This is a genomic window from Paenibacillus camelliae, from assembly GCF_023715345.1.
Classification (GTDB): Bacteria; Bacillota; Bacilli; order Paenibacillales; family Paenibacillaceae; genus Pristimantibacillus; species Pristimantibacillus camelliae.
In genome coordinates this window covers 107531-125830 of sequence record NZ_JAMBNY010000002.1, presented here as the reverse complement: position 1 = coordinate 125830, position 18300 = coordinate 107531, and the positions used below count along the sequence as shown (strand labels likewise).

Here is an 18300-nt window from a genome sequence, read left to right as displayed (position 1 = left end):
GCTATCTTTCGATATCGAAAATAGCAGCTTTTTTTTTGCCTTTTTGTGTGAAAACGTGCAAAAATGGAGTAATTTGAACATAAAGCCGAATGAATGCCATCATTTGAGAGTAAAGGGGAGGTTAGTTCATTGATTTGCCACAATAACCGTAAAAAAATAAAGATTTACATTATATTGATGTTTGCTCAACAACAAGCGAGTTGATAAGATTCTTCATATCTAAAATAAGTGAGGAGTGACCGTTTTGGAAATATTTAGGCAGCTGAAGCGATTCTATGCACCAGAGAAAAAGTTTATTGTCGGAGCAATACTTTTTCTTGTACTTGCAACTGGAATTGGACTGGTTCAGCCTTACCTGGTAAGTTATTTGATCGACAATGTAATTATGCCTAGCAATTTCGAGTTGGTAGCACCTATCTCACTTTTGGTTGTTGGGGTCGTCTGCTTGAAGGCAATTAATCAATTTTTACACGGATTTTGCGGCGGCAGATTAGGTAACCGAGTTGCAACGAAAATGAGAAACACGCTGTATGAGAAATTGAATACGTTATCTTTCCAATATTATGATAAAGCGAAAACGGGAGATTTGATGTCTCGTTTAACTGCAGATTTGGAAGCGATTCGAAATTTCATTGGCTTTGGTTTTGCACAGCTCTTGAATGTACTATTCATGGTTGTGCTTGGCGGCACGGCAATGATTATGATGAATTGGAAGCTTACACTCATCACGCTGCTGCCGATACCGCTGCTATTACTATTAGCGTTTCGCTTTGAGGGACAGATTCATCCGATCTTCCGTGAGATGCGTAAAGCAATGAGTAATTTAACGACTGCTGTGCAAGAAAATATTACAGGCGTTCGCACAGTAAAATCATATGCGCAAGAGGACTATGAGGTTCATAAATTTACTGAACGAAGCGAGCAATTCAGAACGAATCAGATTGAGGCTTCCTCTAAGTGGGCAAAATTTTTCCCAGCGATGGAAACGGCTGCGAACCTTTGTGTTATTGTGTTGTTTATTGTCGGTGGCATTTTAGTTATCAATAAAGAATTGTCACTAGGCAACTTTGTAGCGTTTTTTAGCTTGATATGGTACATTATCGGTCCTTTATGGGGACTAGGGTTCCATATTAACAACTACACACAGTTTAAAGCATCAAGTGAACGCGTGTTAACACTACTTAACGAGCCGATTAACATTAAAAGTGAGTCCAATGCTGTCGTTTTAGATCCAAGAACAGCAAGAGGCGATGTATCCTTTAACCAAGTAACCTTCAATTACCCTGATAAAAAACCAGCAATTAAGGATATTAACATTCACGCGCCTGCCGGCACGGTTATAGGATTACTTGGGGCAACAGGAGCAGGGAAATCGACAATTATACAATTGCTGATGCGCGCTTACGATGTGAAGCAGGGATCAATTACTATCGATGGTATTGATGTTAAACACCTTGATGTGCATAGCTTGCGCTCCATTATCGCACCAGTGTTCCAGGAGACCTTCCTGTTCTCTGCAACGATTCGCGATAATATTGCTTACGGAATCTCGGGTGTGACGCAGGAGCAGATTGAGGAAGCAGCAAGGCTAGCCAAAGCACATGATTTCATTATGGAGATGCCACTTGGCTATGATACAGTAGTCGGCGAGCGAGGCATGGGATTGTCCGGCGGCCAGAAGCAACGTATTGCTATTGCACGCGCGTTTATTAAAAATCCTAAAATTCTTATTCTCGACGATGCAACAAGTGCTGTTGATATGGAGACAGAGCATGAGATTCAAGCAGGCTTCAAGCAATTAATGGCAGGTAGAACGACGTTTATTATTGCACATCGTATCTCCTCGCTGCGATTCGCTGATGAGATTATCGTGCTTGAAGAAGGTAATATTGTTCAGCGTGGAACACATGACCAGCTCGTGCACCTGCCTGGTCCATACCGTGAAACGTATCAAATTCAATATGCAGATTTTCCTGGCGAGCTTGAGCTTGCAGCAGGCAATCAGGAATAGGGGGTGAGAGATCTTGGCAACGAATAAAACAGCAGCGAATGAAACAACAAAACGTGATCGCTTCGTCTACACCGATGATGATGCGATAGAAAAAAGCTTTAACTGGCAGCAAATGCGTAGGCTTTACACTTACTTGAAGCCTCATAATCGCGAGCTAATTCCAGTTCTTATTATGATGTTGATTGGAACGCTAACAAGGCTCGGTGTACCTCTGTTAATCTATTATGCAATCGATAATATTATCCATCCGGTTGATGGAACTGGAGAGAAGTCTACGCTGTGGCTGCTGGGAGCGACAATGCTAGGTATGTATATTATTCAAATGTTCGCGAACCAATATCGCATTAAGCATTCGAATATTATTGGTCAAAAGGTACTATTAAGCATCCGCAGTCATATTTTTACACATATTCAAAAGCTAAGCTTCCGCTTTTTTGATAAGCGCCCAGCAGGCTCAGTGCTCGTACGTGTGACGAACGACGTAAATGCATTGCAGGATCTGTTCACTAACGGTGTTGTTAACTTGCTAATGGATATTATTCAGCTCGCGGGAATTATCGTTATCCTGCTAGTGATGAACTTTAAGCTAGGTTTAGCGGTTATGGTTACTGTACCGATTATGTTTTTCGTTTCTACCTCCTTGCGCAAAAAAATTCGCTTTGCATGGCAGGACGTACGTATGAAAAACTCTCGGATTAACTCTCATTTGAATGAAAGTATTCAAGGGATGAAGGTAACACAAGCCTTTGTACAGGAAAAAAGCAATATTAAGTTTTTTGAGCAGATGAATGATTCTAACCTCAAGTCTTGGAATAGAGCATCGGCGATGAACCAAAGCTTTGGTCCGATCATTGAGGTAACGGCAGCACTTGGTGCATGTATCTTGTACTGGTACGGCTCGTATTTAATTAGTGTAGGACTGTTTTCTGTCGGCTTGCTCGTCGCATACTCTACCTATATGGCGCATTTTTGGGAGCCAATTAACCGTTTAGGCCAGCTTTATTCGCAGCTGTTGATCGCGATGGCTTCCTCTGAACGTATCTTTGAATTTATCGATGAGAAGCCGACGGTATCTGAGAAGGATGACGCTAAGCCACTTCCTGAGATTCGCGGAGATGTATCCTTCGAGAACATTGTGTTCGAATATGAGCCGAATCGTCCAGCATTGAAAAACATTTCGATTAATGTAAAAGCAGGTCAATCTATTGCATTAGTCGGTCATACAGGCTCGGGTAAAAGTACGATTATCAATTTGCTATGTCGCTTCTATGACCCTGTTCAGGGCCGCGTATTAATAGATGGCATGGATATTCGAGATGTATCATTAGAAAGCTTGCGTAAGCAGGTTGGACTCGTGATGCAGGATACATTCATATTCTCAGGTACGATTCGCGACAACATTCGCTATGGTAAGCTTGATGCAACGCATGATGAAATTGTAAGTGTGGCGAAGGCGGTTAATGCACATGACTTCATTATGAATCTACCGGACGGATACGATACGCAGGTCGAAGAGCGTGGTAACGTACTGTCAATGGGTGAGCGGCAGCTTCTATCCTTCGCTCGTGCGCTGCTGTCGAATCCAAAGATACTCATTCTAGATGAAGCAACAGCAAGCATTGACACCGATACGGAGTTAAAGATTCAAGAAGCGCTTAAGGTGCTGCTAAAAGGACGTACATCGTTTATGATTGCACATCGTCTATCAACGATTAGACACGCTGACGATATTATTGTGCTCGATCACGGACGAATCGTTGAGCAGGGCAACCATGAGCAATTGATGGCGGAGCAAGGCGTCTATCACGGCTTAATTAAAGCGCAGTATCGATTTGTATAGTTGATTTTTAAGAGAAGAACCTCAATAATGGAAGAATAATGACCGATGAGGTCGATGATTCCAAGGAGGTTCTTTTCTTATGTATGGTGCACCGTACTCACAGCATGCCAAAAAAATGCTGCTACTAGGCTCAGGAGAGCTTGGCAAGGAAGTAATACTCGAAGCACAGCGTCTCGGCATTGAGACGATAGCTGTAGATCGTTATGAGCATGCTCCTGCGATGCAGGTGGCGCATCGTCATTATGTTACGAATATGCAGGATGGGGCTGCTATTCGAGCGATAATTGAACAGGAACGGCCCGACTATATCGTTCCAGAGATCGAAGCCATTGCAACAGAGACTTTGCTTGAGCTTGAAGCAGAGGGCTTCCATGTTGTGCCTACTGCTAGAGCAGCTAGACTTACAATGGATCGTGAAGGAATACGCAGGTTAGCAGCAGAAAAACTAGACTTGCCAACTGCACCATATGCCTTTGCTGATTCACTCGATGAGCTGCGAACCGCTGCACATAAGCTTGGCTTTCCATGCGTCATTAAGCCATTAATGAGCTCATCTGGTAAAGGTCAAAGCATCTGCCACAACGAGGATGAGATCGCTGCTTGCTGGACGTATGCGATGGAAGGCGGTCGTACGCAAAAGGGTCGTGTCATCGTGGAAGGCTTTGTTGAGTTTGAATCGGAGATTACACTACTTACCGTTCGTTCTGTGTCAGGCACAAGCTTCTGCCATCCGATCGGCCATATTCAACGTGACGGAGATTATATCGAATCTTGGCAGCCTCATGCGATGAGTGAAGTGCAGATTGAGCAAGCAGAGCATATCGCACGTAGCATAACGGATGAGCTGGGTGGCTATGGAATTTATGGTGTGGAGCTATTTCTAACGAAGAATGGTGTACTGTTCAGTGAAGTATCGCCTCGTCCGCATGATACAGGGATGGTCACGATGGCTTCACAGGATTGGTCACAGTTTGCGCTTCATGTTCGTGCGATTTTGGGACTACCAATCCCTACGATTCGTTTGCTAACGCCTGCAGCGACGCATACATTAAAATCTGATGCAGAGCTGAAGCAATTCGCAATCGGTGGATTAGAGGAAGCGATGTCTATTCCAAATACAACTGTTCGTGTATTTGGTAAACCTGAGACGAAGATTGGCCGTAGGATGGCTGTAGCTTTATCGTCAGCAGGTACAGTGGAAGAGGCACGGAGTCTGGCAAGTCGTGCAGCGTCAAGTCTATCGATAGAGGAATTATAAGAAGGTGAGAAAATGGGTAAGAAGCAAAAGAAGATGTCACAGCAGCGAACAAAGGCTGCACGGCCTGCAAGTCAGGATACGGTAGCTTCTGGAGCTAGTCTGAAAGAGCTGTTAAATGCTGATACACTCGCGAAGCTTAAGGCACAAAGTGAGGCTATGGAGCAGAATGAGAAGCAGCGCAGGGAAGAGGAAGCGGCTCGCAAGGCTGAAGCAGAGAGAGCGGAACGAAAACGATTGGAGAATGACTTTAACTATTTGCTCGAGAACTCCGATCCAAACTGGAGCAAGTACAAATAAGCAATAAACGTATAGAGCGCGTTAAGGAAGTCGATTTTTCTAAGGAATACTTGAGCGAAAGATGCCGGTTAACTTAGGAAAGTCGGCTTTTTTCGTCTTCATTGCTGTTTTTCAATGTGTTTAAGCGTGAGCGCCGTTGTTGTACTGCGTATATTATAGGAACGTTTTATAGGCATTTGTCATAGGCTACTAGTGGAGAAAGCTATGAGAGGGTGATTACGATGCAAATTGCCGTACGTCCTGGCGATACGCTGTGGGGCTTTAGTGTAATGTTTGATGTCCCCTTGCAGCTAATATTAGATAGTAATCCTTCACTTGGCTCGACATTACAGGTAGGTGATCTGGTCAATATACCAGGCTATACGTGGAATGAATATACGGTTGTAGCAGGGGATACGCTTTGGCAAATTGCTAAACGCAACAATATATCGTTACATTTGCTATTGCAAAGCAACCCTACCTTGGAAAGCGAGCAGCTGCAAATCGGTACGAAGATTGTACTTCCAAGCCGTGTAACAAGTCGAGTGATCAATGGAGAGAAAAATTACACATATGAGCAGCTGCTTCAGGATATGGAAACGCTGCGCAGAATTTATCCTAATCTTTCCACACATACTATTGGAAAAAGTGTAATGGGGAGAGATATTATCGAGCTACGAGTAGGTAATGGTCCAACTGAGATTCATGTAAATGCGGCGATTCATGCCAATGAATGGATCACGACAGGAGCATTAATGACATTTATTAATGATTATATGCTGGCAGTCACGAATAGCACCCCGCTTGAGGGTCAGTTTATGTTTCCGCTCTATGCCATGAATACGATGTCCTTTGTGCCGATGGTTAATCCTGATGGAGTTAATTTGGCCATAAACGGGGCGCCATGGGAGGAGCCTTTCCGCTCAGAGGTGCTTAGAATTAATAACGGATCAACCGACTTTACCGGCTGGAAAGCCAACATACGCGGCGTTGACTTGAATAAGCAATTTCCTGCTTTATGGGAGGTGGATGCTGTGAAAGGGCCACAAGAGCCTGCGCCAAGAGACTTTTCGGGAACAGCTCCACTTACCGAGCCTGAGGTTCAAGCGATCGCACAGCTCACGCGAGAGCGTAGCTTTAATCGTGTTCTCGCGCTGCATACACAGGGCGAGGAAATTTATTGGGGCTTTGAGGGCTTGGAGCCGCCAGAGTCTGAGATTTATGCAACTCGAATGGCACAGGCGAGCGGCTACCGTGCAATCCGTTATGTAAACAGTACAGCAGGCTATAAGGATTGGTTTATCCAGGACTGGCGCCGTCCAGGTTTCACCATTGAATTGGGTCTAGGCCAAAACCCATTACCACTGTCACAGTTCCAGTCTGTATCACGTGCTGCAAATGTTATTATTATTGAAGCGATGAAGAGCGCCTATAGCTGAGTTAAAGCTAATGCGTTGTAATATATGATGATCAAGAGAAGCAAGTAGTGTGAGAAGGCAGTAAGTAGCTCATGCACTTGCTTCTTTGCCATGTTTTCTTTTTTGCAATAGTGCTAGCTTGAACCAGCCAATGGAACAGGACTAATAGCAATTGGATCCTCGCCATATCCGAAACTGGCTTACATACGAAGCGAACCTTGCGTAACTTGCAAAAAAGAGCCTTCTATAGTAGAATGTGTGTTCGCATTTCGAATGCCTGATGAGAATCATAGCAGGTGCAATTAAGCGTATCATTATTAGAATACGTTTGCTAAAACTACAGTTTTATGTTTATAGTGTAAATATGTTAGCTTTACGTGGACGAGGAATTACACTAAAATACTAAAAGATGTGACAATGATTGGTTGTTGATTGGGGGAAGATCATGGCAGAGCAAATCGATCTTTTTAATGACGTTCCAAAATCAGAGCAATATGGCGCTGATGATATTCAAATATTAGAAGGTTTATCTGCAGTACGAAAGCGCCCAGGGATGTATATTGGGAGCACCGGCAATTCGGGCCTACATCATCTCGTATGGGAAATTATTGATAATGCGGTTGATGAGCATTTGGCGAAATTTTGTTCAAATATCGATGTCACTATACATAAAAATGGCTCGATTACGATTCAGGATAACGGACGCGGAATACCTACAGCTATTCATAAATCTGGTATACCTACACCGCAAGTCGTGTTTACGATATTACATGCTGGTGGTAAGTTTGGCGGTGGCGGATACAAGAAATCAGGCGGATTACACGGTGTTGGTGCTTCCGTTACGAATGCGCTATCAGAATATTTGGAAGTAGAAATATTCCGTGAAGGTAAAATTTATAAGCAGCGATTTGAGTATTGGATCGATGAGCAAGGAAAAGAGCATGTCGGGGAGCCCGTAACTGGGCTAGACATTATAGGGAACACGAATCGTACGGGTACAAAGGTTACATTTAAACCGGATACTCGTGTATTCCAGCAAGGCATTTCCTTTAATTATGATACATTAGCAGATCGACTGCAGGAAATTGCGTTCTTAAACTCAGGACTTAAGGTAATGATTAAGGATGAACGTACCAATACGTCGGATGTTTTTCATTATGAAGGCGGAGCGAGTCAATTTGTTGAGTTTTTGAACGAGGGAAAGTCTGTACTGCATGAAGTCATTCATTATACTGGAGAGCGCGAGGATATCGAGGTCGAGATCGCCCTGCAGTATAACGATGGCTATACGGAGACGATTGTTTCGTTTGTCAATTCCATTCCGACACGCGGTGGTGGTACACATGAGACAGGCTTCAAGACGGCATACACTCGGGTTATGAATGATTATGCACGTAAGGCAGGTATCCTGAAGGAAAAGGAAAAGAATTTAGATGGTAATGATCTCCGTGAAGGGATGATTGCCGTAATTAACATCAAAATGGCTGAGGTCGAATTTGTCGGTCAGACGAAGGACCAGCTGGGCAGCTCCTCAGCTCGTGGTGCTGTTGATGCAGTTGTCACGGAGCGAATGAATGTATTTCTTGAGGAGAATCCACAGGTTGGCCAATCACTGCTTAAAAAAGCGGTACAAGCAGCTAAAGCAAGAGAGGCAGCTCGTAAAGCACGCGAGGATATTCGATCAGGGAAAAAAAGAAGCGAATCCTCGAATCTTGGTGGCAAGCTAACACCAGCTCAGTCAAAGGATTTCAGCCGCAATGAGCTGTTTATCGTAGAGGGAGACTCTGCTGGCGGTTCAGCGAAGCAAGGACGAGATTCTAAGCATCAAGCGATTCTTCCGCTTAAAGGGAAGCCAATGAATCCTGAAAAAGCAAAGCTTGCTGACATTATGAAAAACGATGAATATCGTGCAATTATTTCAGCAATTGGAGCGGGAGTCGGCTCGGAATTTTCTGTCGAGGAAAGCAATTACAATAAAATTATTATTATGACAGATGCGGATACGGACGGTGCACATATTCAAGTGCTTCTGCTTACATTTTTCTACCGCTATATGCGCCCACTTATCGACAGTGGCAAGGTATACATTGCACAGCCGCCGCTTTATAAAATTACAAAAAAATCAGGCAAGCTGAATACGGTACGTTATGCGTGGACGGATGAACAGCTGCAAAACTATACGAAGGAAATGAAAGGCTTCGAGCTCCAACGCTATAAGGGCTTAGGGGAAATGAACCCTGACCAGCTGTGGGAAACAACGATGAATCCAGAAACGAGAACGCTATTGCAGGTGCATATTGATGATGCAGCTAAAGCAGAACGTCGCGTAACGACGCTGATGGGGGATAAAGTAGACCCACGTAAGCGCTGGATCATTGAAAATGTTGACTTTACAGAATATGAGGAGTAAGGAGCGAAATAGATGGAACCGTTAGAGCAATTTTTACCGGCATTTCTCGAAGAGGTTGTCGGAGACAGATTTGGTCGCTATTCCAAATACATTATTCAAGATCGTGCTATTCCAGATGTGCGTGACGGCCTAAAGCCTGTACAGCGTCGTATTCTATATGCGATGTACGACTCTGGGAATACACCGGACAAGCCTTACCGCAAGTCTGCTAAGACGGTAGGGGATGTAATGGGTAATTATCATCCGCATGGAGACTCCTCGATCTATGAAGGTATGGTACGGATGGCACAGCCTTGGAAAATGGGCTATCCACTCATCGATGGACATGGAAATTGGGGCTCGCAGGATGATGATCCGGCAGCTGCAATGCGTTATACAGAGGCTCGACTTTCCAAGATTGCAATGGAGCTGCTGCGTGATATTGAAAAACGCACAGTGCTGTTCAAAGATAATTTTGATAATACGGTGAAGGAGCCGGTTGTACTACCTGCTCGCTACCCTAACCTGCTAGTCAATGGTTCTAGCGGAATATCTGCAGGCTTTGCAACGGAAATCCCGCCTCATCATCTGGGAGAGGTTATTGAGGCAAGCGTTGCCTATATGCGCAATCCAAACATTAGCTTAGATGAAATGATGAATATCGTGAAGGGTCCTGACTTTCCAACAGGTGGCATTATTATGGGGGGAGAAGGGATCCGTGATGCGTACGAAAAAGGAAAAGGACGTATCTATATCCGTTCCAGAACGGAGATCGAAACGCTTCGCGGTGGTAAGCAGCAAATCGTCATTACAGAAATTCCATATCAAGTTGTCAAATCTCGTCTCGTTACCGCTATGGAAAACATTCGACTAGAAAAAAAGGTTGAAGGTATCGCCGAGGTACGTGATGAGAGTGGACGCAATGGACTGCGTATTGTTGTTGAGCTAAAAAAGGACGCTGATGCGAACGGGATTCTCGCATATTTGCTTAAAAAAACCGATCTGCAGGTTACGTATAATTTTAATATGGTAGCTATAGTTAACAAAGCACCGAAGCAGCTAGGACTTATTGATATTATTTCAGCTTATATTGAGCACCAGAAGGAAGTCGTTACACATCGCACACAATATGAGCTTGAAAAAGCAGAAGACCGTGCACACGTGTTGGAGGGCTTAGTTAAAGCATTGAATCTGCTTGATGATGTCATCGCAACGATTAAAGCTTCAAAAAATCGTGCTGATGCGAGCGATAATTTAATTGCGAAGTTTCAGTTTACGGAGCGACAAGCAGATGCCATTCTAACATTACAATTGTATCGATTGACGAATCTTGAAATAACGAGCCTTGAAAAAGAGCATGCCGATACGATAAAGAAGATTAAATACTACCGATCGATTCTGGAGAGCGACAAAAAGCTAATTGGAGTCATTGAAAAAGAGCTGCTTGAAATTAAAGAAGCTTATATGATCGAGCGACGCTCTGACATTCAACTTGAGATCGAAGAGCTGAAGGTTAATCTCGAGGTTCTAGTTAATGCTGAGGATGTGCTATTTACACTTAGCCATGAAGGCTATGTGAAGCGAACCAGTATGCTTTCTTATACACGTTCAGGCGGAGAGATGGATAGTGCAGGGGTGAAGGACGGAGATGTGATTACCCATTGCTTGTCGGTGAACACGCTCGATAACTTGCTTCTATTCACGAAAAATGGACAGTATTTCCTATTGCCTGTTCATCAAATACCTGAATTTAAATGGAAGGATACTGGGACAGCAATTGTCAACGTCATTCCGTTGCCTAAGGATGACAGCATTGTCGCGGTGATCCCGGTGAAGGACTTTAATACGGACCAAAGCCTTGTATTTGTGACGAAGCGAGGACAGGTGAAGCGAACAGAGCTTAAAGAGTATGCAACAACTCGCTCTACCGCTATCGCAGCTTGTAAGGTTGCCGCAGGCGATGAGGTGATCGAGGTTAAGGTTAGCAATTCGTCCAAGCAAATTATGCTCGTTACTGCTTCTGGTATGTCGATCCGTTTCTACGAAACAGAGGTAAATGCAATGGGCCGTGCAGCTGGCGGAGTAAAAGGAATACAGCTGCGAGAGGATGACGAGATCATTGCCGCACTATGGGTAGAGAATGATGAAGGTGAAGTACTAGTCGTTTCCGATACTGGTCATGGTAAACGTACGCTCTTGCTTGATTATCCAATTCAAGGACGCGGTGGTAAAGGTGTCCAAACGTTTGAGTTTAAGGAAGGTAAACGAGTAAGAAGCAACGGACAACGATTATTGTCTGCTTTCTATTGCCGTGAACCCATTGAATTAGCTGGCTTTACAGATAAAGGATTGATGCAAATTGTTCAATCTGAGAAAACAATCATCGAGGAAAGAAAATCAACAGGTCGAACGATCTTCCAGCTAGAGAAGGAAGAGAAGCTGTTAATTTTATTCTCAGTAACGGATCGTATTCAGCAACCGAAAGCTGAGAACTAATAATCCAGCTACAAACACTATGATTCAAGTGGCGCTCAGGAGCTTTAGTCATATGCTTACTGTTCAGCAAAAGCTGAATTGTAAGCATAGCTAAATGCTATGCAGAGCGCTTTTTTGTTTATTTGGCGCATGCAAAATTCCCAACCTTTCCGCAAGATACTACAATGAATGCTGGCGATTATGTTGATTTGTAGGAAAAGCTTCCGCAATGCAGCATATTTTATCGTAAACTATTAATTGCATTAATCTTTCTTTCGACAATTAGGATTAGTATAATATAAAGTAGAAGAACGTCAGAAAGTTGGTGGAGCATGGTAGCCGAAGATTTTTCTAAGCTATGGAACAAGCTGTCACGAGATTGGAAACTTACCTTAGAGCAGGAATTAGCACCATTGACAGAAGGACAGTTACATATTTTAGAACTATTGCTGGAATCAGAGGCGATGAAGCCTTCTGACCTCATTCAGTATTTGAACACAACACCTGCAGCGATTACGACAATACTTGATCGTATGGAGCGAAATGAATTGATTACACGTGAGCGTGATGAGCGTGATCGACGTGTTGTATGGATTCAGGTGACTGAAAAGGGTTTCGCGGAAGCTGTAAGAGGCTCTAACATAAGAAAATCAGTCATCGAGCAATCACTAGACCGGATATCTAGTCATAACCAACAGCTGCTTGTCTATCTACTAGGCAAGGTTGCTAGTTCATCCTAATCTAGCTATTCTATATATTGAACCATGTTAAGGGACCGCTGCTCGTGCTAAAGGCATGCTTTGGCACGAGCAGCGGTCTTTCCGTGGGATTTTTATGACAGAGGGAGAATCAGATGACGTCAATACCAGCACCAAGAAAAAAACGAAATTATATTTGGCAGCTACTAACCGTTTATTTAGGCTTTATTATTTTTGGTTTATCGGAAAATATTAAAGGACCAGCCATACCACGCATACAGCTGTCTTTTGATTTAGATGAAGCGCAGATTGGAACGTTGCTGTCATTAAATTCGCTAGGGTATTTAATTGCCTGCATGTTTACTGGTTTGCTTGTTCGTAAAATAGGAATTAAAGCCACCTCGGTCATATCTTTCTCGTCAATGATCGTTGCTGGATTATTGATTTGGATTTCGAAAAGCTATTCCTTCTTGATCGGTTCGACTTTCCTGCTCTATATTGGGAACGGGATGCTGGAGATCGGTCTGGCCATTCTCGCAGCGCGTATTTTTACTAGAAATACAGGTACGATGATGAATCTAGCACATTTCTTCTACGGGCTAAGCTCAATTGTTGCTCCGCTATTAGCAACGGGGCTAATGAGCATTACAATTCTAGGCTACACCGTTGAATGGGGATTGATGTATTTTATCGTTCTTGCCTTTTCACTTATTCCTATTATTCCAACTGTACTAGGGAAATTTCCAGGAGATGAGATTAAGGCTGAGGATCGTAAATCGTTACGTACGTTAGCGAGTGATTATTCCTTATGGCTGCTTGTTGGCATACTAACATTCGGCGTAATTGCCGAGCTGTCAGTCGGAGGCTGGTTAGTTAACTACCTTGAGAAAAGCTATGAGTGGAGCACTTTATCTGCATCGGCAATGCTGTCGTATTTCTTTATCGGTTTTTCATTAGCTCGCCTTTTACTTGGACCTATTATTGATCGGATCGGTTATAATCTTTCGGTAATTATCGTGTCAATGTTTGCAGCAATATGTACGTTTATCGCTGTCCTGGGAGGGGAAGGCTATGCCATATTTTTTGCCCTGTCAGGTGCTGGTGTAGCTCCGATTTATCCTACAGTTATGGCATTTATCGCTAAGCGCTATCCGAATGACAGTGACGTTGTTATTAGCTTTATTGTGACGATTATGGGCATCGGCACAGTAATAGGTAATTATGTAATCGGATTAATTATTAATGGGGTTAAGCATATGTATCGTGCAGAACCAGCGATTGCTGTGCTTAGAGGATATCAAGCAGGATATTTGTTTATTGGTGTAAGCGCACTGCTGTGTGCAATATTGTCCATTATGATGTATACACATCTAAAAAAGCAAAAGCAACTGATCTAATGAGCTGTTCATAAAGGAGTTATCGAGTGCGGAAATTTATTAATTTTATATTGATGTCCATAGGTTTATTACTTGTCATAAGTGGGTGTCAGTCTAGTAAGCCGAATGAGGATTTATTTCATTACAAAGGCTCGTATGTTGGTGATAATAGTGCTGTAGGCAATATTTTACAACAATTACGGAGCGGAGAAGAAGTAGAACGCTTCGAGCTTATAACGAAATCTGAACCATACGGGGTAGTAATAACATATAGTGATTATGCTGAAATGTCAGAGAAGAGCGTGAAGCAAACGGTCCTATATAACGCAACATTTCTATTTGCATTAATTCAAAACGTGGATTGGATTACGTTTATCTTTGGCGATGATTACCAATATAAAGTGGAGAAGCAGGCAGTTCAAAAATGGTACGGTATGGAGCTAGGTGGGTATACTAGCGAGGATGAATTACAAGAATTAATGCAACAATTTTTAGAGGATGAGGACAAAATTAATCAGTTTTTTGTTCTTGTTGAATAAAAAAGCTGCAGTCTAGATTCGATTCTAGGCTGCAGCTTTTTTTTGTTCTGGCATTGCAATCATCTATTCGTTATCAAGCATGGAGGACAGACGATCGGTAAGCATCATATGACTTGCTTCAAGTGCTTCATAATCGGATTGCTTTAACAAGACGTCATCACGTGCAGCTAGCGTGCTTTCGACTGGTAACACACGGTATCTGTAGTATTGATCTGGCTTATAGCGATGAACCCAGGTTGGTGTGACCGTTACATCTTTAATTTCGATAGCACCTGTATCGTAGTGCTTTCTAAGATCTACGCGAAATATTGCACCATAGTCCTTAGAGTCACCACGTTGATTAGAGATGAAATTCCCCATGGAATATATGATTAGGCCTTGTCGTTCGGCTCCAAGTTCATCCACTGTTGTCACTAGCTCGTAAGGCTGCAATACATGGGGATGAGAGCCCGCAATAATGTCTGCTCCCGCTGCAATTAAAGCTCGAGCCAATGTTTTCTGTTCCTCTGAGGGCTGGGTCTGATATTCATTGCCAAAATGCAACGCAATCGTAATAACATCTGCGCCATCCTGACGTAGTCGATTCATATCCTCAATGATACGTTCCTGATCAATCAAATTTACAATATACTCCTTACCCTCAGGGATCGGAATGCCGTTTGTACCGTACGTATAAGACAGCAGCCCCATCGCGATTCCATTATGCTCAACGATGACACTCGTATTTGCTTCTTCAGCATCTCTCGCTGATCCCACTGTTGTAAAACCAATCTGCTGAACATGATCGAGTGTAAGCATTGCACCAGTTACACCCTTATCGAGCGTATGGTTGTTAGCGGTAGAGAGGATGTTAAAGCCGTTATCCCATAATGCCTGTGCGAGTTCAACTGGTGCGTTAAACAACGGATAGCCAGTATAACCGTAATCCTTGCCAGCCATCGGTGCTTCTAAGTTAGCCATTACCCAATCACCATCAGCAACAATGTCAGCAATCGGTGAAAAGACGTCTTTAAAATTATAGCTGTCTGTCGCTTTGTCGTATGCACCAGGGAGCTGTGGGGTGTGGCTCATAATATCTCCAACACCGATCCACACAGCATCCGTATACTGTGGTGGTGTAGGCGTAGGCTCTGGAGTAGAAGTAGGCGATGGTGTTGGAGCTACGCTGCTGCCTGGTTGCTGGGCTGATAGCTCGTTAAGGCTGCTGTTATTAGGGTCTTGTGGAGCTGCATCCTTTGAATTCAATAGTATGAATATCAATAGGGCTCCCGCAGCTATAAAGATGAGCAGCACACTGTTGAATATCCATAGCAGCTTTCGCTTTGATTGTCGCTTTTGTCTCAAATAATCACGTCCTATTAAAGTAGATAGTAAGAAAGGCTAAGTTTCCAATATAAAGACGTGCACACAGCTTCAGATGTTGCGTGAGGCTCAAGTGAACGTATATAAGCCGCTCATGTGTAAAACATTCTCACTTGAGCGGCTTATTGCTACGTGTACCAGTGTACAGCTTGTTGAAGCTGCTGGGCTGTATAATGAGACCAAGGAGCTTCAGCTGAGTTCGGCAAGGAAGTAAAGCTCATCACTTCCTTTGACGTCGGATGTGGTGCTGTAACACTTGTCGACCACAATGCAATGGTACCGTGACCTCGCTGCTTTGCCGCTTTGCCGTATTTAACGTCTCCAAGAAGCGGGTGGCCGATAAAGGCCATTTGAGCGCGAATTTGATGCGGCCTTCCTGTATGAAGCTGGATGGAGACTAAGCTAGTGCCATTGTTCGAGGCGATGACACGATAGCTGAGTCTGGCGTCCTTAGCTTCAGCAACGGGCTGATTAAACACGGTCACTTGATTCTTTTTTGAATCCTTACGGATGTAATGAAGCAGATCGGCCTCCTGAGCGACTGGGATGCCCTCAACGATGCACATATATGTTTTCCCGAAGGTACGGGTACGGACAGCATCAGAAAGCCTTGAGGCAGCCTTGGAGGTCTTAGCGAAGATCATCGCGCCGCCGACAGGGCGGTCCAATCGATGTACAAGTCCGAGAAATACATTGCCTGGCTTTTGATAGCGAAGCTTAATGTCGTCCTTAATCAACGTTAGCATATCTGCATCTCCAGTATCATCCTCCTGTGAAGGAATGCCTGGTGGCTTCTCGACAACGATAATATGATTGTCCTCATACAATATCGGAATTGCCGGCTTCATCTACTTCGACTCCCAACGTCCTAATATTCCACATGGAAGAGCTAGACCAGAACGTGTTATCGGCAAACCAATCTCTCCGCAATTAATTTCCCCACCGTACTTACTACCCATGCTCATCGTTAGCAAATGCTGCAAAACAGTAGGTGAAAGTCCAGTTGTATAGGAGTTGATGAGCATGAAAAGCGGGTTGTCACTCATAATGGTCATGCAGGTTTGCAGAAACGGAAATAGATTTTCTTCAAGCTTCCATGTTTCGCCCTTTGGTCCACGTCCGTAGGAAGGAGGGTCCATAATAATGGCATCATATTGTCTGCCGCGACGCTGTTCACGTTGAACGAATTTGAATACATCGTCGGTAATGTATCTTATCGGTGCTTCCTCAAGACCGGATAACACGGCATTCTCCTTCGCCCATTGAACCATTCCTTTAGCTGCATCGACATGACATACCTCTGCACCTGCAGCTGCACAGGCGATTGTAGCGCCTCCAGAGTAGGCGAATAGATTCAACACGCGGATCGGACGATTGGCTTTACGGATTTTATCCATCATCCAGCTCCAATTGACCGCTTGCTCTGGGAATAAGCCAGTATGCTTAAAGCTTGTTGGTTTAATATGAAACCTAAGTTCATTGTAGCTAATTGTCCAGCGTTCAGGCATTTCTTTGTTGCGGATTTGCCATTGACCGCCACCTGAGGAGCTGCGGAAGTAATGAGCATCAGCTTTTCTCCATTGCTCGTCTTCCTTTTCTATAGGCCAAATAATTTGCGGATCCGGGCGACGAAGAATATAGTTGCCCCAACGCTCCAGCTTGTCTCCTGCTCCTGTATCAATTACTTCAAAATCTTTCCACTGATCAGCTATGTACATTCAGATGTTTCCTTCCTAATCGCTTCTTGTTATGATATCATCGCTTATTATAACGAAGCTGCGATACTAAAATCAACGAAGCCAGCTATATTTTTAGTAGAAGGGTCTGAGATTATGTTACGTTTTGAATGTGAATGCGGTAATAAAACGTCTTTTTTTGCAACAAGCGACTATGATGAGCACGGCAGAGAGATGCTCGATATTGAAGATGACGACTGTGTTAGCTACGCATTCGGTGAACAAAGTATAATGCTGAAATGTAAATTTTGTGGTCATCGCTATATTTTGCCCGCTTATGAGGAATATAAATAAAACTAGGACTGAACAGTCCTAGTTTTGTGAGGTGTAATGAATATGGTAGCAAGAAACCGAGAGCAATTAATACATATTGCGGCAAGGCTTTTTCTAAGCAAGGGCTTTAAGTATACGAGTATCGATGACGTAGTGGAGCAAAGCGGAGTATCCCGCTCCAATTTATATTATCATTTTGCAAGCAAAGAAGAGCTGTTGTATGCGGTGGTCGATTTCTGGGGCAACCGGTATGAATCCGCATTAGAGGTTTCCCTTGGGCAACGTGAGCTAGGTGCACAGCTGCGCATTGAGAGCTTTATTCAATTGCTACAAAAGGAAATTGAAGATAGGGGCAATAAAGGGAACTGTCCGTTCATCGCGATGTATGAGCAAAGTCCAGCCGAAGCAGAAGCGGTTCATCAGCGCATCCACCAATTTTTTGCATGCTTGCATACGTACATTACAGAGCTGCTTGCGCAAGGAATAGCTAGTGGAGAGTTTCGCGATAAGGTTTCGCCAGAGCAAAGTGCTTATTTATTTGTTTCTTCCCTCGAGGGCAGTCTGATGCTGGCGGAGACGATGGACGATATTTCGATTGTACGTACAACCTCTAATGCTTTTTTCTCCTTGCTTAGACAATGAACGTCAA

General features: G+C 43.7%; 15 protein-coding genes. 12 read left to right on the top strand and 3 right to left on the bottom strand.

What is annotated here, in order from left to right; all coding sequences use genetic code 11:
* Positions 1-244 precede the first annotated feature (244 nt).
* The 10 genes from M3180_RS06625 (at position 245) to M3180_RS06580 (ending at position 14280) form a co-directional block, all read left to right on the top strand.
* The gene (locus M3180_RS06625) at positions 245-2011 is read left to right on the top strand and encodes an ABC transporter ATP-binding protein (protein WP_251666522.1); all 1767 of its coding nucleotides are present in this window, start codon (positions 245-247) and stop codon (positions 2009-2011) included.
* A gap of 13 nt (positions 2012-2024) precedes the next feature.
* Positions 2025-3851: an ABC transporter ATP-binding protein gene (locus M3180_RS06620; protein WP_251666521.1), complete on the top strand. Its 1827-nt coding sequence runs from the start codon at positions 2025-2027 to the stop codon at positions 3849-3851.
* Positions 3852-3930: 79 nt separating this feature from the next.
* Positions 3931-5109, top strand: coding sequence for a formate-dependent phosphoribosylglycinamide formyltransferase (gene purT / locus M3180_RS06615; RefSeq protein WP_251666520.1), 1179 nt, complete (start codon positions 3931-3933; stop codon positions 5107-5109).
* Between the two features lie 12 nt (positions 5110-5121).
* A complete protein-coding gene (locus M3180_RS06610; protein WP_251666519.1) occupies positions 5122-5406 on the top strand; it encodes a YqkE family protein in 285 nt (94 codons plus the stop codon).
* 221 nt (positions 5407-5627) lie between these two features.
* Positions 5628-6824: a M14 family metallopeptidase gene (locus M3180_RS06605; RefSeq protein WP_251666518.1), complete on the top strand. Its 1197-nt coding sequence runs from the start codon at positions 5628-5630 to the stop codon at positions 6822-6824.
* A gap of 424 nt (positions 6825-7248) precedes the next feature.
* Positions 7249-9213 carry a DNA topoisomerase IV subunit B gene (parE, locus tag M3180_RS06600; protein WP_251666517.1) on the top strand — a complete coding sequence of 655 codons (1965 nt, stop codon included), beginning with the start codon at positions 7249-7251 and terminating at the stop codon, positions 9211-9213.
* Between the two features lie 12 nt (positions 9214-9225).
* The gene (gyrA, locus tag M3180_RS06595) at positions 9226-11688 is read left to right on the top strand and encodes a DNA gyrase subunit A (protein ID WP_251666516.1); all 2463 of its coding nucleotides are present in this window, start codon (positions 9226-9228) and stop codon (positions 11686-11688) included.
* 311 nt (positions 11689-11999) lie between these two features.
* Positions 12000-12407, top strand: a complete 408-nt coding sequence (locus M3180_RS06590) for a MarR family winged helix-turn-helix transcriptional regulator (protein ID WP_251666515.1) — start codon at positions 12000-12002, stop codon at positions 12405-12407.
* Positions 12408-12520: 113 nt separating this feature from the next.
* Positions 12521-13762 (top strand): MFS transporter, encoded by a 1242-nt coding sequence (locus M3180_RS06585; RefSeq protein WP_251666514.1) that lies wholly within the window; start codon positions 12521-12523, stop codon positions 13760-13762.
* A 26-nt stretch (positions 13763-13788) separates the two neighbouring features.
* Positions 13789-14280 carry a DUF4825 domain-containing protein gene (locus M3180_RS06580; protein WP_251666513.1) on the top strand — a complete coding sequence of 164 codons (492 nt, stop codon included), beginning with the start codon at positions 13789-13791 and terminating at the stop codon, positions 14278-14280.
* 63 nt (positions 14281-14343) lie between these two features.
* Here M3180_RS06580 and M3180_RS06575 read toward each other — a convergent pair whose 3' ends face one another.
* The 3 genes from M3180_RS06575 to M3180_RS06565 form a co-directional block, all read right to left on the bottom strand.
* Entirely contained in the window at positions 14344-15624 is a 1281-nt protein-coding gene (locus M3180_RS06575) for a CapA family protein (protein WP_251666512.1), read from the bottom strand.
* Positions 15625-15770: 146 nt separating this feature from the next.
* A complete protein-coding gene (locus M3180_RS06570; protein ID WP_251666511.1) occupies positions 15771-16490 on the bottom strand; it encodes an RluA family pseudouridine synthase in 720 nt (239 codons plus the stop codon).
* Positions 16491-17360, bottom strand: coding sequence for a class I SAM-dependent methyltransferase (locus M3180_RS06565; protein WP_251666510.1), 870 nt, complete (start codon positions 17358-17360; stop codon positions 16491-16493). It abuts the gene before it with no gap.
* 114 nt (positions 17361-17474) lie between these two features.
* Between M3180_RS06565 and M3180_RS06560 the strand changes: the two genes are divergently transcribed.
* Entirely contained in the window at positions 17475-17672 is a 198-nt protein-coding gene (locus M3180_RS06560; protein WP_251666509.1) for a hypothetical protein, read from the top strand.
* 42 nt (positions 17673-17714) lie between these two features.
* Positions 17715-18293 carry a TetR/AcrR family transcriptional regulator gene (locus tag M3180_RS06555; protein ID WP_251666508.1) on the top strand — a complete coding sequence of 193 codons (579 nt, stop codon included), beginning with the start codon at positions 17715-17717 and terminating at the stop codon, positions 18291-18293.
* The last annotated feature ends 7 nt before the right edge of the window (positions 18294-18300 follow it).